At 48.6% G+C, this 14,877-nt stretch carries 12 protein-coding genes and 1 tRNA gene; 5 read left to right on the top strand and 8 right to left on the bottom strand.

The window, feature by feature from the left end:
* Positions 1–10: 10 nt before the first annotated feature.
* The gene (locus CHL74_RS00895) at positions 11–436 is read right to left on the bottom strand and encodes a hypothetical protein (RefSeq protein WP_094879248.1); all 426 of its coding nucleotides are present in this window, start codon (positions 434–436) and stop codon (positions 11–13) included.
* Between the two features lie 1,037 nt (positions 437–1,473).
* Between CHL74_RS00895 and CHL74_RS00885 the strand changes: the two genes are divergently transcribed.
* On the top strand, positions 1,474–3,297 hold the full coding sequence (locus CHL74_RS00885) for a DEAD/DEAH box helicase family protein (RefSeq protein ID WP_094879246.1): 1,824 nt from the start codon (positions 1,474–1,476) through the stop codon (positions 3,295–3,297).
* Positions 3,298–3,346: 49 nt separating this feature from the next.
* On the opposite strand, the gene CHL74_RS00880 is transcribed toward CHL74_RS00885, so the two are convergent.
* The gene (locus CHL74_RS00880) at positions 3,347–4,612 is read right to left on the bottom strand and encodes a phage integrase SAM-like domain-containing protein (RefSeq protein ID WP_094879245.1); all 1,266 of its coding nucleotides are present in this window, start codon (positions 4,610–4,612) and stop codon (positions 3,347–3,349) included.
* Positions 4,613–4,766: 154 nt separating this feature from the next.
* Positions 4,767–4,840, bottom strand: a tRNA-Ile gene (locus tag CHL74_RS00875).
* Between the two features lie 175 nt (positions 4,841–5,015).
* Between CHL74_RS00875 and CHL74_RS00870 the strand changes: the two genes are divergently transcribed.
* From CHL74_RS00870 to CHL74_RS00855, 4 genes are all read left to right on the top strand, one after another.
* Complete coding sequence (locus tag CHL74_RS00870; RefSeq protein ID WP_141241185.1) at positions 5,016–7,091, top strand: DUF5686 family protein; 2,076 nt, start codon at positions 5,016–5,018, stop codon at positions 7,089–7,091.
* A 71-nt stretch (positions 7,092–7,162) separates the two neighbouring features.
* Positions 7,163–8,092: a bifunctional riboflavin kinase/FAD synthetase gene (locus CHL74_RS00865; protein ID WP_094879243.1), complete on the top strand. Its 930-nt coding sequence runs from the start codon at positions 7,163–7,165 to the stop codon at positions 8,090–8,092.
* A gap of 58 nt (positions 8,093–8,150) precedes the next feature.
* Positions 8,151–8,918: a CPBP family intramembrane glutamic endopeptidase gene (locus CHL74_RS00860; protein WP_094879242.1), complete on the top strand. Its 768-nt coding sequence runs from the start codon at positions 8,151–8,153 to the stop codon at positions 8,916–8,918.
* Positions 8,919–8,944: 26 nt separating this feature from the next.
* On the top strand, positions 8,945–9,871 hold the full coding sequence (locus tag CHL74_RS00855; protein ID WP_094879241.1) for a helix-turn-helix domain-containing protein: 927 nt from the start codon (positions 8,945–8,947) through the stop codon (positions 9,869–9,871).
* Here the strand turns inward: CHL74_RS00855 and CHL74_RS00850 are convergent.
* The 5 genes from CHL74_RS00850 to CHL74_RS00830 are packed head-to-tail and all read right to left on the bottom strand — an operon-like array spanning position 9,827 to position 13,650.
* Positions 9,827–10,411, bottom strand: coding sequence for a DUF3109 family protein (locus CHL74_RS00850; protein WP_176452136.1), 585 nt, complete (start codon positions 10,409–10,411; stop codon positions 9,827–9,829). The two genes, CHL74_RS00855 and CHL74_RS00850, sit on opposite strands and share 45 nt — an antisense overlap.
* Before the next feature lie 32 nt (positions 10,412–10,443).
* Complete coding sequence (gene ung, locus CHL74_RS00845; RefSeq protein WP_094879239.1) at positions 10,444–11,109, bottom strand: uracil-DNA glycosylase; 666 nt, start codon at positions 11,107–11,109, stop codon at positions 10,444–10,446.
* Between the two features lie 19 nt (positions 11,110–11,128).
* Positions 11,129–12,196, bottom strand: a complete 1,068-nt coding sequence (locus CHL74_RS00840) for a helix-turn-helix domain-containing protein (protein WP_176452135.1) — start codon at positions 12,194–12,196, stop codon at positions 11,129–11,131.
* Between the two features lie 37 nt (positions 12,197–12,233).
* On the bottom strand, positions 12,234–13,109 hold the full coding sequence (locus CHL74_RS00835) for a sensor histidine kinase (RefSeq protein ID WP_094879237.1): 876 nt from the start codon (positions 13,107–13,109) through the stop codon (positions 12,234–12,236).
* A 13-nt stretch (positions 13,110–13,122) separates the two neighbouring features.
* Positions 13,123–13,650 carry a response regulator gene (locus tag CHL74_RS00830; protein WP_094879236.1) on the bottom strand — a complete coding sequence of 176 codons (528 nt, stop codon included), beginning with the start codon at positions 13,648–13,650 and terminating at the stop codon, positions 13,123–13,125.
* Positions 13,651–14,877: the final 1,227 nt, after the last annotated feature.

Below are 14,877 nucleotides of genomic sequence, written 5' to 3'. Positions count from 1 at the left end.
AATTGTCCTTTTAATTGTAGCGTTTCCAAGTCCAAATATCACTTTCATCCTCTGCGTTAGTGAGTACGATTTTTGAATTGGAAAAAGACGTAACAATCCATTTGTCGGTGTCGGAATAGCTTTCAGTCTTGTTGCCATTCTCGTAATATCCTGTAGTCTTGATGGTGATTGTGTTGTTGCTGTAAACCCAACTAAATGAATAGCCTGTTTTTGTATTGCTATTATAAGAATTAGAGTTCTCAAACATAAAGCCTGTACCATCTTTAGAAATGCTAATAATGTCGTTGTCTCCATCTTGTGACCAAGCTCCATTGGTGATAATGGAAACAAAATTGTCCTTTTCTGTTTCATCATTGTCATCATTTGAACAAGCCATAAAGCTAACACTAATTACTACGGCTAAAATTGCCATTCCGATAAATCTTAATGTCTTCATAACATTTTGCGTTGTCCCTCATCCCCCATTGGAACACTAAGTTTATAAATGCAAAAAGCGTGAGGACTGTATCTTGCTTATCCTACCATCAGGCTTCTCGCATTGCCTACACAAATGGATAAGCAACAGTCGCTCACGCAAAGCGAGTATATAGTTACCCCTTTCGGGATAGTATATATCCGTAGCGTGAGCGTTGTTGCAGCCCGACCCTTTTGTGTATTCAAATTTTGCGAGAATTTGATGGTAAAGGCGAGTTTCAATAACGCTCTTCGTTTTCTAAAATGTCTTGACAAACTTACGAATGTCAGTTGCAAAGGTACGAAAAAGCGTTGATAATCTCTTCTTTTTAACGATTAAAATTAGGAAATGCTCCAATTTTAACTATATTATGTAGAATAAATGTCGTATTCAGAAGCAAAATGTAACTTTTGATTTTACTTTCCCTCTAAATCTTGTAGGGGGACTGAAAGATGTTGTAAACTTGCGCTTGTACAATAGCCCTCTGCTTTTTAGATAAGGTGTAAAGGGGAATTTTTAATCTTAGCTTTAGTTAAGTTTCGTTTTCTATATTTCGGCTATGTTTTTGTGTGGTTTTATTTCATTCTGATATGCAATATTTTTCCCTCTGTTTCGTTTCTATGAAAAAATGCTTTTATGGTAGTGTAGTATCAAATGAATGAAGAATGTAAGAAAAATGGAATTGACGATGATTTTAATTTGGAAAAATGCTCGGAGCAGTATATATTTGCTTATATAAGAGGTTCAAAGGAAGTTTAGCTTACTGTCAGACCTTTCCCACATAAAATCAAGTATTCGCTTGTTTCAAGAGAGTAAAGCCGAGAGAAATATCGCTTTCGGTTTTATTTTGTGGGTGGTGTCTGATTTTCTTTCTTGGTGTCCTTAGATAGAAAATAGAAGCAATAGATTTTCGGACAGTCTGATTTTTTGTCTTGGCTGTCTTAATAGAGTAAGAGTAATAGATAAGAAAATAGACAAGAGTAAAGAGATGCGGATTTTTAAGAGTAAATCAAACGGTTATGAAACAAGTGATTGATGTTCCAAACAAAGTAAATTATTTAACAGAATGGAAAGGCTTTGAATTGCCTTGTGGGGTATTAAACAAAGGGATAACGGCTTGTGGTGCGACAACCCTCGCCTTAGTAGATGACTATAAGACTATTATTTGCTGCCCAAGAATTAATTTGATAAAGAACAAGTGCCAACAGCATAAAGGTGCTTTGGCGGTTTATGGTGATGTGACAAATGCGGAGATAGACGACTATTTGAGGAATGCGGAAAAGCCAAAGATATTGGCTACTTATGATTCAATGCCACGTTTGGCGAGATTGATTGCTGACAAAGACGATTGGAGGGTAGTTGTTGACGAATATCAGTATTTGCTTATTGATAGCAGCTTCAAGTCTGAAACGGAAATGAGGCTGATGGAGGCAATCAGAACTTTTCCGTATGTCACCTATCTTTCTGCTACACCAATAGCGGACAAGTATATGTTGCAAATGGAATGGTTTAAGGGTGTCCCATATTATGTTTTAAGGTGGGATGGCTTCGATAGGATAAAAGTCAACAGGCTCGTTTCAAAATGTCCTGTCAACAATGCGATAGAAATAGTAAGGAACTATCAGAAAGGAATCTTTCCAAGTGTTGAGGCTGGCGGTAAAGTGGTAGAATCTAAAGAATGCGTGATATTTCTGAATAGCGTGAATAATATTCTGAACATCATCAAGCACACGAATTTGCAGCCAAATGAGGTGAATATTATAGTAGCTTCATCTTCTGAAAATGAGACGCTGATAAAGAAATTAGGAAAAGGTTTTGAACTTGGCAGGATTCCGCTTAAAGGGGAGGCTCACAAAATGATTACGTTTTGTACTTCCACGGCTTTTGCAGGATGCGATTTCTATTCTACTTGTGCATCTACCTTTGTTATAAGCGACAACAAGAGGGTAAACACTTCCATTGATATTGCAACAGAACTTAGACAGATAGCAGGGAGACAACGATTAGCCATAAATCCTTTTAGAAAGGAAATTTCTTTCATCTATAATATGGATATTGGCGAGGAAGAAGAAAGGGAGTATAAGGCTTTCTTGGAGAAAAGGCTTCACACGTCCGAAATGAATGCCGCTCATAAAAATGAGGTGGATAATATAGACCTTAGGGCTGAACTTATAAAGGAAACAGTGTCTTTACAGAAAGTCAACAAGTATAGCGAAAGTTACGTGTGGTATGATTCGGTAAAGGATAGGTTCTCCATAAACAAGATGGCTTATCTGAATGACCTTTTTGCTTATGATGTTCAGAAAGAAAACTATCAGAATAGCCTCATTGTTAAGCGGCAATTAGAAGAAAATGGGTTTGCAGTAGATGGAAAAGAACTCCAATCGGACTATAAGGAGCAATTAGACTGCATCATTAAAAAGGAGAGTTTTGCTGAAAGGATGAAACGCTACTGTGAATATCGCAAAAACAAGGACTTGGCTAAGTTCCACTTTGCGAATAGGGTGATGGAGCGACAAAATGAAGACTTGGCGGTATATTATGATGCGTTGGGCTATGATAGGATAAAGGCTCTTGGCTATAAAGAGAGTAATCTAAAGAATGAGTTGCTAAAGAAACGAAAAACGCACCGCTTGTTAGAGGATTTTAGTATTCTCTTTCCTGTTGGTACAAGGATGCTTGTTTCTGTGATAAAGGAAAAAATGAATAGTGTCTATTCTAAATATGGCATTCAGCAAAAAGGGGTAGCAAGCCATTTAGAAAGTACGTATGGCTTCAAAATGAAAGCAATAAAAATAACGCTTGATGATGGAAGCCGAAAGAATGGCTACGAATTTATCTGAAAAAATAAAGGGCAAACCGTATGTGCTACGGAATGCCCTTGTATCTTTCTTATCCAAACACGTATTTTAGAACCTTGGCGTTAGCCTTGTTCTCATTCGCAAAATCACGTTCAATGTAGATGTCTGTCACTTTCATGGATTCATCTACGTGGTTGAGGCTTGCGTGGACGGTGTATTTATCAATGCCAACTTTATTGAGGGCGATTGTTGCCCAAGAGTGGCGAGCTGCATAGTATTCCAAATCGTCAACCTCTAAAAGTTCGCCAATCTCTTTCAAACCGTAGTTGATAGCCTTGTTAAAAGCCTTGCTATTGGCATAGGTCTGATAGAAATTAAACAGGTGCTTTCCTGTTTTGTCCTTGTACTTTTCTATTAGAGGTTGGACGAAAGCAGGAACTTCAACCACCATTTTAGCCTTGTCGTTTCGTCTGTCCTTTGTCTTTGTTCTGTAATAGGTCAGTTTGCCATCTTTCAACTCTGTAGCGTTGTATAAGTCGGCGGAGTTCATTCCTATAAGGCAGAACGACATAATAAAACAGTCTTTGGCAAGGTCAAATCTACAGGTGTGCTTCAAACCTTTGCCTACCTCTTTATAAGGGAGGTCGTAGATTCTTTTGATGATGCCTTTGTCAAGTGCTCTCTTGCGTGTGGCTTCTTGCTTGGGAATGGAAATGCTGTCAAATGGTGAGGATGGAATAAGTATAAGTCCATTCTCCACATCATTGTATTTGCGTTGCGCTTCCTTGTAAAGGTGGCGCAAACTCCCAAGGTAAAGAGAAATCATCCTGTTAGACGGTATGCGTTTTCCCTTTGCTTCCAATTCCTTGATTCTTTCATTTCTGCGTTGGTTCAGATATTGGGTGTATTTGTTGAGAAACGAAACAGTAACCTCTTTTATGTTCAGTTCTTCTTTGCCTATAAAAGAAACAAGTGAGTTGATAACCGTCTTGTAGTTGCTTGCACCTTTGATGGTTGCTTTGGCAATCCATTGGCGAGAAAACTGTATGAAATCAATCTCTTTGTCTTTCTGCTCTCCAAACTTTAAACGCTTGAAAATTTCATCAAGAGTGTAGCCGTTTATGTCAACTTGCATAGCATCGCATTTCTGCTGATAGCCTGTAACAAGCTGTTCAATCTCCTTGTAAATGGCTGTACCTTTCTTGAAATTGCCTGTCTTGGTTAAGTCGGACGGTTTGATGAATAAGCTTGTTGACAGTCTTTTCACCTTTCGATTGAGCGTAAAGCGCACCTTAATATTATAAGTGCCGTCCGCTTTTTGCTCTTGTCTTTTAATCTCTGCTTTGATTGTAAGCATCTTACGCTAATTTTTATTAGTCAACAATTAGTCAACAAAATAGCATAAGGTTGATGTGCCTTTGGCTGCAAGTTGTGCGCCCCAAAGAAAGTACAGACAAATAAAAAAGTGCTAAAGGCTTAAATAATAAGCGATTAGCACTATTCTAATGAGGTGGACCAGCCTGGGCTTGAACCAGGGACCTCCAGATTATGAGTCTGTTGCTCTAACCAACTGAGCTACAAGTCCGACTTAGACCTTGTGTGGAATAAGTTTGCGGATGCAAAGATACTACTTTTTGAGGGAAACGCCAAATAAATTCCACTAAAATTTGCATTTACAAATGTTTTCATTACTTTTGCACACGTCGTCCATCGGTTTACTTACCATAGTGTCAACACTTAACATTACGCACACCTTATATATGACAAATCTTTCGAGGATAACCGTGTCGGCGGGGAATATGAAGCGAACCGTCCTGACTTTCCTCCTCCTGCTTACCGTCTCTTTCGCCATGGCGTCGGGCAGGAGTTACAGATTTCGTGTCATGTCGCGTGTGTTCCGCTATGCTTCCACTGTGGATACATCACGTCTGCGCTCCGTCGACACGCGTGCATACCTCAAGTATGACATCCGCATAAACCGCCGAAATGCCATCCTGCTTGCCATCCCCACCATGTTTGCCGTTGCAAACGGGGGCGACCGCGAGTATATAGGCGAGACTTACGACCGCATCACCATCGGCAAGAACGGCGAAATTAAGGCGAAGAGACTGCTCGACCGCTCCACAGTTCCGCACCAGATGAACACCATGCCCACGCTCTTCAAGTATCTTACGCCTCGTCCTTACGAGGAGATGCTCATCGAAGGCAGGGTGCTTTCACCGTTCCACTTCCGCAACCGCCGCTTCTATCGCTATCAGGTGACGCCGTTCTCCGTGAACGAGGCGCTTGTCAGCTTCCGTCCGCGTACCAACAATACGCAGATGGTGAGGGGCTGGGCGCGTGTAGACGTTCATACGGGACGCATCCTTGAGGGTGCCTTTGACGGCGAATACGACATGATAAGGTTCCACATCGCCGTCACGATGGGCACGAAGGGCGCGTGGTCTGTGCTGCCTTCGGAGTGCAGCCTCAACTCGCGCTTCCTCTTTCTCGGCAACGACATCACGTCTGAATATACGCTTGCCATCGGACTTCCGAAGGTAATCGGCGACACCATCGTCAACCGTCGCGACACGGCGCTCATCAATCGCGTACGCCCCATCCCTCTCACCAGTCATGAGGAATATCTCTATCACAAGTATTATGCTGCCCGAAACAAGGGCAACGACACGCTACGCAGCGACGGCAAGGAACAGAAGAAGACTTTCTCACACCGCTTCTGGGGGGCTGTGGGACGCGGTCTGGTGGACAAGATGAAGCAGGATTTCGGATCGAAAGGACAGGGATCGGTGCGTGTGGCGCCTATCCTCAATCCGCTCTACTTCAGCTACAGCTCGCGCCGAGGCTTCACATACAAGTTCGACATTCGTGGATCTTACTATTTTAACGACCATCAGGCGCTGCAGTTGCGCTTCAAGGCGGGCTATGCGTTCAAGGAGAAGCAGTTCTTCTTCAATCTTCCCTTCACCTTCTATCTCGACCGCAAGCACGACGCTTACATCCGAACCGAATGGGACAGCGGACGACGCATGACCAGTTCGGAGGTGGTGGACGCCATAAAGAAGGAGCGTGCCGACTCCATTGACTGGGACGCTCTCAACCTTACTTACTTCCGAAGCCATTATCTGAAGGTCTTCGCCCACTACGACCCCACTCCACAATGGGGTCTTGAGACGGGCATCATCACCCGAAAGCGCCGCGCCATCTTCACGGACGGCTTCTCTCAGGCAGACAAGCCATCACACTATACGTCCGTGGCTCCGCTTCTGGAGCTGACCTATCGTCCAACGGGATATAACGGTCCAGTCTTCACTCTCGACTATGAGCGGAGCTTTCGCGGTCTGATGGGATCGAACACCGCCTACGAGCGTATGGAGATTGACGGACAATACATTCATCGTCTGTCCGCTCTCAGCTCCCTGCAGATGCGTGCCGGAGCCGGATTCTACACTCATAAGGGACCAGACAGCTACTTCCTTGACTATACCAACTTCCGCGAGAACAACGTGCCGGGAGGATGGAACGATGACTGGGCGTGCTCCTTCGAGCTTCTCAACTCTAACTGGTATAACGCTTCGGAGTATTACGTGCGTGCCAACATAGCCTACGAATCGCCGTTGATGTTGCTCTCACGCCTGCCTCTCTGCGGCCGACTCATTGAGAAGGAGCGCATCTACTTCAACGCCCTTGCCGTGCGCAACCTCAATCCTTACATCGAGTGGGGCTACGGATTTCGCACCCGTGCCATATCGGTGGGTGCGTTCGTGTCTCAGCATAAGTGGGATTTCAAGGAGGCTACGATACGCATAGGCATCGAGCTGTTCCGCCATTGGTAAGCTCCGCCAGTCCTTAAAAAGTCTTTATTCCTTTGCCGTTCATACGAAAAGCATTACTTTTGCATACAAGTATGAACAACACTATCTCCACAAACATACCCCCTACATCTGACGATCATGGCTATTGTGCCACCATCGGCTTCTTCGACGGCGTACATCGCGGCCATCAGTTTCTTATCAGCAAGCTTACTGAGATGGCGCATGCAAGCGGAAGGAAGTCGATGGTCATCACCTTTGACCGCCATCCACGGCAAGTGGTCCAGACCGACTACGTGCCGCGCCTCATCACATCCCTCAACGAGAAGCTCCGTCTGCTTGCCGCTACGGACGCTGACCGTGTGGAGACGCTCCACTTCGATGCTGCTATGGCTGCCCTTCCGGCACGCCTTTTCATGCAGAACGTGCTGCACGACCGTCTCAGTGTGAGCCTGCTCATGACGGGATATGACAATCGTTTCGGACATAACCGTTCGGAAGGCTTCGAGGAATACGTCCGGTTCGGACGCGAGATGGGCATGGAGGTGGTGCAGGCGCCGCCGTTGGACGTCAGCGGCATGCGCGTCTCGTCGTCGCTCGTGAGACGTCTTATTGCCGAAAAGGGCGACGTTGCCAACGCCAATCTCTGCCTTGGCCATCCCTTTGCCATCGAAGGACGCGTGGTGGAGGGCTTTCAGGAGGGCAGGAAGATAGGCTTCCCCACTGCCAATATCCAACCAGCCGAACCGTGTCAGCTCGTCCCCCGCATGGGTCTTTACGCTGCCCGCGTCAGCATCGAAGGCGGCAAGTGGCATAAGGCGCTGCTCAACGTAGGCAACAATCCCACCTTCTGCCGCGACCACGTAAGCCTCGAAGCGCACATCCTCGACTTCGATGCCGACATCTACGGCAAGAAGATACGCGTGGAAACCGACCGTTGGATGCGCGAAGAAAGACGCTTTGACAGCGTGGACGACCTCCGCAGACAACTCGAAAAAGACCGTGAAGCCATCATCAACATGTAAGAACGTATACGGATAACTCTATTAAAAGAAGAATATGGAAATAAAAAATCAGAATAATATGAAGCAGAAACTATTATCGTCAGCCCTGTATCTTGTGGTGTTCGTCCTCATCCAGGCTGTCATCGGTGGCATCGTAGGATTTGCATGTCAGACAGCCCAAATAGGCGGAGCTGCCCTTGTATATATATCGCTCATTGCCAGCGCCGTCACCATAGCACTGTTCGCATGGCGCAAGTGGTCGCCGTTCTCACGCGAATACGTACAGCGCCGCCAGTGGTTCACGCTGTTCTGGGTGGTCTGCATAGCCATAGGCTGCATTGCCCCCACGTCATTAGCCACAGAGCTGCTCCATATTGACCTGCCCGAAAACTACAACGAGCTGTTCAAGAGCATGATGGGCCACGACCTTGGCTTCCTTGCCATAGGCATCCTCGCCCCCTTGGCGGAGGAGATGGTGTTTCGCGGAGCCATCCTGCGCACCCTTCTCTCAGCCTTCGGCAAGCAGCGCCGCTGGCTGGCTATAGGCATAACAGCCTTGCTCTTCGCCGTCATTCACGGCAATCTGGCGCAGGGCTTCGGCGCTTTCTTCCTCGGGCTGCTCATAGGATGGATGTATTACCGCACAGGCAGCATCGTGCCGGGCGTGGTGTTTCATTGGGTAAACAATTCCATTGCGGTTATCCTTTACCGCATAGCGCCACAATTCGCCGACATGACGCTTACAGAATATTTCCAGCATGACACCCTCCGCATCGGTCTTTGCATGCTCTTCTCGCTGATGATATTCGGTGCTTCGCTCTATCAGTTGCGCATCCGACTCAACTGACAATCACTCACTAAAACCGCAAACCTATGAACAATGATATAAAATATCGCGACATAACCGTTGCCAGCTCCGTACGTCAGCATGAAGGCAGCCACGTCGGCGACGACATTCTCCTCTTTGACGACATCACAAGCGTGCTTATCGGCAAAGACCCGCGCCGCATGCAGAGCCTCTTCCTCGCCATGTGCGTGAAGGGCCATGCCAGCTATTTCGTCGATTCGGTGGCGCATACCGTAGGTCCCGGCGACATCATCATCGTCAGCAAGGGCCGCGTGACGTATGACTATACCCTCTCGCCCGACTGCCAGGCCATTGGCATACTCATCGATTACGACTTCTTCAAGGACACCATAAAGAGCGTGCACGAACTGTCCGCGCTCTTCCTCTTCGCCCGCAATCATCCCGTCTTCCATCTTCCCGAGGACAAGGCGGAGGAAATAACCGACATTTTCTTCCGTATGAAGCGCAAGATAGACGCGGCGGACAATCATTTCCTGCGTGAGATGGTGCAGTCGATGTTCCTGACATTGGTGTACGAGATGTGCGACGAAATATATAAGGTGCAGACCCATTCGCCCACACACAACACGCGTGCAGAGGAAATATTCACGACGTTCCTCACGCTTGTGGAGAGCCACTTTCGTGAGGAACGTCGTGTGGGATGGTATTCGGAGCAGCTCTGCATCTCGCCGAAATACCTTTCAGAGACCGTCAAGGCGGTGTCGAAGCGCACGCCTAACGAATGGATTGACTCGTACGTCATCATGGAGCTGTGCATGCTTCTGCGCTCTTCGCAGAGAAGCATAAAGGAGATAGCGCAGTCGCTCAACTTCTCCAATCAGTCGTTCCTCGGCAAGTACTTCAAGGAACACATGGGCGTGTCGCCGTCCGACTATCGCAACGGCGCATCACCTCGCCCCAGAGGCAAGGAACGCCTCGGCGACGGCGCATAGTTCGTCATACCATTCCTGGCCGAATCGTCTCACGAGCGGTCCTTCCAGGAATTTATATACCGGCAGTTTCAGCTCGTTGCCCTTACGCACGGCGTCACGACAGACGTCCCATTGATTATAGTTAAGGGCAACGATGCCGTCACGAAACTTCTTCTCACGTATGGGATAGAGTGCGCATGAGATGGGCTTGCAGAAGCCCGTCTTGCCTGCGCGGTAAGCCCTTTCCAGAGCGCAAAGGCAGCATCCGTTCTCGTAGCAGGTGAACACGCAGTCCTTGCCGCCCACGATGCTCGTCACGAGGTCGCCGTCGCGGTCGGTGTAAGCCACGCCCTGCTTGTCCACCACGGCTTGCGCCGATGCCGACATATCGTCCCAAACGGTGTCGAGCACCGCCTCAATGCCGCCTATCTCGTCCAGTGTGACGGGCGCTCCTGCGTCGCCTTCCACGCAGCAGATGCCCTTACATTTGTCGAGGTCGCAACAGAAATTCTCGGTTATTATGTCCGAGGAAACCAGTATATTGGAGATTTCTAATATCATAATGTCATTCTTGTTTTTTTTACTTCTTCTTACTACCATTCTATCGGCGCTTCTCCCCATTGCTGCAGGTATGCGTTGCATTGCGAGAAGTGGTGATTGCCGAACCATCCTCCGCGGTTGGCGGAGAGCGGAGAGGGATGAACCGACTGTAGGATGAGGTGCTTCTTAGCGTCGATGAGCGACGCCTTGGAGCGTGCGTAGCCTCCCCAGAGTATGAACACTAAGTGCTCACGTCCTTCGGAGAGGGCGTGTATGGTGGCGTCGGTGAAAGCCTCCCAGCCATGGCGCTGATGGCTTGCCGCCTGATGCGCCCGCACGGTCAGCGTGGCGTTGAGCAGCAGCACACCCTGCTTAGCCCATCGCGTGAGGTCGCCTGAGGCGGGAATGGGCTTGCCGAGGTCAGCCTGTATCTCCTTGAAGATGTTCTGCAACGACGGCGGCAACGCCACTCCGTCTGCCACGGAGAAGCTCAGTCCGTGAGCCTGTCCCGGCTCATGATAAGGGTCCTGCCCTATTATCACCACCTTCACCTTATCGAACGGACAAAGGTTGTAAGCATTGAATATGAGGCTGCCCGGAGGATAGCAGGTCTGTGTGGCGTATTCGTGGCGCACGAAGGAGGTGAGTTGCTCGAAGTAAGGCTTACCGAACTCCGCTCCGATGTGCTCCTTCCATGAAGGGTCTATCTTTACGTTCATGTGTATATATGTATATATGTTATTTATTACGGCGTCTGTAGGCAGAAGGCGTCAGTCCCGTAGCCGAGACGAAGTAGCGGCGGAAGCTGCTCAGCGAGTTAAATCCTGACTGCATCGTTATCTCTTCGAGCGTCAGTTCCGTATTGGTGAGAAGCTGCTTCGCCTTGTCCACTCGCCATCCGTTCACATACTCGTAGAATGAGGTGTCGAGCTGTTGGTTCAGATAGTTGGATATGTATGTGCGGTTGGTGTGGAGCGCCTGTGCGAGGTCGTTGATGTTGAGTGTGGGATTGAGGAATATCTCGTCCTCCACGAACACCTTCTCCAGATGCTGCGCAAAGTGGTAGTCCGGACCTGCATTGTCCATCGCCTTCAACGTCAACGGGGGCGTGTCAGTAACGTCAGCCTTTGCCTTATCCTTATTCGATGCGTCAAGAATCTCGAGCATGTCTTCCTGACGGTAGATGAAGTAGCAGAGCGACGCAAAGATGCTGGAGCAGATGGCGTTATACGCTGCAGCACCGAGCGGCGACTTTGTCTTTGTGGCTACGAACCACGTCGCTGCGAGCACCAGAAAGAGCGCCAGAATGTACCACATCCAGCGGAGCGAGAGCCGATCGTCTGAAGAGAACGACTGGATGATGATGCTGTTGAATCGCTTCACGGCATAGGCTCCGTAGAGGATGATGAATATGGAGTGTGCAAGCGCCACCCACAGAATGGCTTCATACACGTTTCTGTCAGGCTGTACGATGTATGAGGAGATGGCAAGGACGTATGGCGCCACATTGCAGGCTGCTGCCACGAAGCGCATGTTGTAAGGATGGGTGAGGCGATAAAGCAGAAACAGCGCCAACGGCACGGCTGTGGTCTGCAGCATGTCGGTGACGGGTCGCTCCTGGCTGCCGAGGATATTGTCAATGAAGAAGACGTAAAACTCGAATACGCTTATCAGAAGCAGATAAAACATGAAGTAGAAGGCTGAGCGCTGCAGCTTGTGCTTTCTGCCTTTTATGTACATTACGATGGTGCCAGACACCTGCAGCATGAAGAACAGTCCGCAAGAGAAGTCTCTGAGGCGCATCATTGTTTCGTGAGACATATATATTAAAGAATGTATCTATTTATTTGGTATAAGTTTGTAGTGTGAGTATGAATGTGGTGCTGTATGACGGCACGGGGCGTTCGGCGAGCGAGAGGTCGCCGTCCTGCGCCATCATCATCTGGCGCGACAGCGGCAGCCCTATGCCCGACCCGCTTTTCTTCGTCGTGAAGAACGGCACGAACACCTCGCGTGCCACCTCCGGCTTCATCGGACAGCCGTCGTTGCTGACGAGTATGTCGGTATGGTCATCCTGCTGTCTGAGGCGTATGTCCATGCGGTGCGCTCCTGCCTCCACAGCGTTTTTCGTCAGATTTGCCATCACCTGCCGCAGCATGTTCTCGTCTGCACGAATAGTGACGTCGTCCTCTATGTCGCAGCTGAACCTTAGATTGGCGTACATGGCACTCATGCCGCCGAAGAACGGCTTAAGGCTTACGTCGGTAATGACAGCCTTCTGGAGTTGCGTTATCTTGCGATAACTGTCCACGAAGACGTTCAGCGAAGCGCAGGTGTCGTGTATGGCTCTGATGCCCTCCTCCAGCGGTGTGCCCTTAACGGCAGGGCTGCTCATGTAAGCCTGGCTTATGCATGAGATGGGCGTAGTGGCGTTCATAATCTCGTGCGTCAGAATGCGCGTCAGCTTCTGCCACGACTCCACCTCGTTCCTCGCCAGCAGCCGGCTCACCTCCAAGCCCGTGTCGTTAAGCGCCGACTGCAGGTCGCGCTCACCGGCGAGCAGTCCGTCCGTGGGCAAGCGGAAGGAGAAGTCATGGTTGTGCAGCGCCTCACGCATCAGCTGGGCACGCAGCGAGAGCAGCCGTTGGTGGCGCCATTGCCAAAGAATCATGATGACGATGACGGCTGCGAGAGCTGCTATGATATAATATGGGGTCATTTATCTCTGGTTTTTATTTCTTCAGCTTCTTATAGAGCGTCTGCCTTGTTATGCCGAGCATTTCGGCAGTCCGGCTCATATTGCCGTGGCATTGATCCACAGCTCTCTGCACATGCTCCTGCTCCATCTGCTCGAGCGGAATGACCTCCCGGCTCTTGTCGATGGCTTCGTGCAGCGCGGCAATGAGGCGGTCGTTGTCCCATGGCTTCGTGACGAAGTCGGCAGCCCCATACTTCAGTCCCTTCACCGCCAGTTGCACGTCGGCGTAAGCCGTAATCAGGATGACGGGCGTATTGGGATGGAGCTTCTTGATGGTCCGCAGCCAGAACAGTCCGTCCTGCCCGGTATTGACGCCAAGCGAGAAGTTCATGTCGAGCAACACGGCGTCCACCGCCTCCTCTTTGGCAAGAGTGGCGACAAGCGTGTCTGGCGATGTCAGCGTGACAATGCGCTCAAACTCCGCAGCAAGGCAAATCTTAAGGGCCGTAAGGATGGCAGCATTGTCATCCACGACTACGAGAGTGTTGTAAGTATGGGTCATATCTACAAATTTAACTAAATTTAGCCGCTCCACAAATGATTTATTCGTTTTTTTGTTTGAGGAAGATTAAAAATTGCAGTTTAGAGGTAAGACGAATTAACAAAGCGAAGTACATATTGCCTTAGACGGCGAAACAACGAATTTTTATCGAAGCGAATTATTGGATGAAAGCCACAAGCTGCCGTGACAAACATAGGAGGCTATGGCGTCCCGCCGTAGCCACGCACCCACGAACGACCAGCAGATTGAGTATGAGCTGCGGGTTCCGCGGAGCGGGACCTTCCATCAGAAACCCACTGCAAGCGGCGAAGCAGCGCAGCTGTGGGTACGTGCGCTATCTCATCCCTTCCATATATAGTTCCCCGAAGGGGGACTGACCTATGAGTATAGTCGGTCCCGCTTTGCGGAACCAAGAGAAGGTGAGGGGTTGCTTATCCCACAGCTGCGCTCCTTCGGAGCTTGCAGTGGGTTTCTGATAGATACGTGTCCCCTCGGGACACGGCGCTGATTGAAGTGTTATGCTATGGGAGGCTGCAAGCAAATGAAGTAATTTATACAATGGGAGGCTGCGGGGCTACGGCGAGACGCCATAGCCTCCTATGTTTGCCTTGTCTGCTGTAATTCACAATTGAATAATTCAAAATCGCAGGCGAAGCCGAGAATAATTCACCGCTCGGCTTTGCCGCTTGCCTAAGCAAGAACTCAAAATTCAAAATTCCTAATTCGGACGCCTTGCCGTCCGAGACAATATTTGCATTTCTAACGCTCAATACTCCCATTTGAGCGCACTACTAAATCTTTGGTGCGAAATTCTTGAGTTTTGAGCGTGCAGCGACAACATGCTGACATTCTGCATATTACGCTATTTAGAGGAGAAGTGTGCAATGAAAGACTGAGCTAAACAAGCCTCATAGGGTTGCAATAGCGCCACTTTTACACTCTAATAGTGCCACTTTTATCATACAATAGCGCCACTATTGCACTCTAATAGTGCCACTATTGTACTGTAAAAGTGGCGCTATTGTTAAGTATGGGTGCTGTTTGCACAGCATAACACCATAAAAACAGCAATCCAGAACTCTAAAATCAATTTTTATTTTGTAACATGTTTTTACTCTTTGTACGATATTTGCATGGCATAGCCACGCACCCACGAACAACCAGCAGATTGAGTATGAGCTGTGGGTTCCGCGAAGCGGGACCTTCCATCAGAAACCCACTGCAAGC

The organism is Prevotella sp. 885, from assembly GCF_002265625.1.
GTDB lineage: Bacteria > Bacteroidota > Bacteroidia > Bacteroidales > Bacteroidaceae > Prevotella.
This window is presented reverse-complemented; position numbering and strand designations above follow the sequence as displayed.

Bases quoted from the DNA above. Each gene is read 5' to 3' on its own strand.
- CHL74_RS00850 (WP_176452136.1), bottom strand. From the start codon at position 10,411: ATGATATTAGAAATCTCCAATATACTGGTTTCCTCGGACATAATAACC.
- CHL74_RS00835 (WP_094879237.1), bottom strand. From the start codon at position 13,109: ATGACCCCATATTATATCATAGCAGCTCTCGCAGCCGTCATCGTCATC.
- CHL74_RS00865 (WP_094879243.1), top strand. From the start codon at position 7,163: ATGAACAACACTATCTCCACAAACATACCCCCTACATCTGACGATCAT.
- CHL74_RS00895 (WP_094879248.1), bottom strand. From the start codon at position 436: ATGAAGACATTAAGATTTATCGGAATGGCAATTTTAGCCGTAGTAATT.
- CHL74_RS00855 (WP_094879241.1), top strand. From the start codon at position 8,945: ATGAACAATGATATAAAATATCGCGACATAACCGTTGCCAGCTCCGTA.
- CHL74_RS00860 (WP_094879242.1), top strand. From the start codon at position 8,151: ATGAAGCAGAAACTATTATCGTCAGCCCTGTATCTTGTGGTGTTCGTC.
- CHL74_RS00880 (WP_094879245.1), bottom strand. From the start codon at position 4,612: ATGCTTACAATCAAAGCAGAGATTAAAAGACAAGAGCAAAAAGCGGAC.
- CHL74_RS00840 (WP_176452135.1), bottom strand. From the start codon at position 12,196: ATGATGCGCCTCAGAGACTTCTCTTGCGGACTGTTCTTCATGCTGCAG.
- CHL74_RS00830 (WP_094879236.1), bottom strand. From the start codon at position 13,650: ATGACCCATACTTACAACACTCTCGTAGTCGTGGATGACAATGCTGCC.
- ung (WP_094879239.1), bottom strand. From the start codon at position 11,109: ATGAACGTAAAGATAGACCCTTCATGGAAGGAGCACATCGGAGCGGAG.
- CHL74_RS00885 (WP_094879246.1), top strand. From the start codon at position 1,474: ATGAAACAAGTGATTGATGTTCCAAACAAAGTAAATTATTTAACAGAA.
- CHL74_RS00870 (WP_141241185.1), top strand. From the start codon at position 5,016: ATGACAAATCTTTCGAGGATAACCGTGTCGGCGGGGAATATGAAGCGA.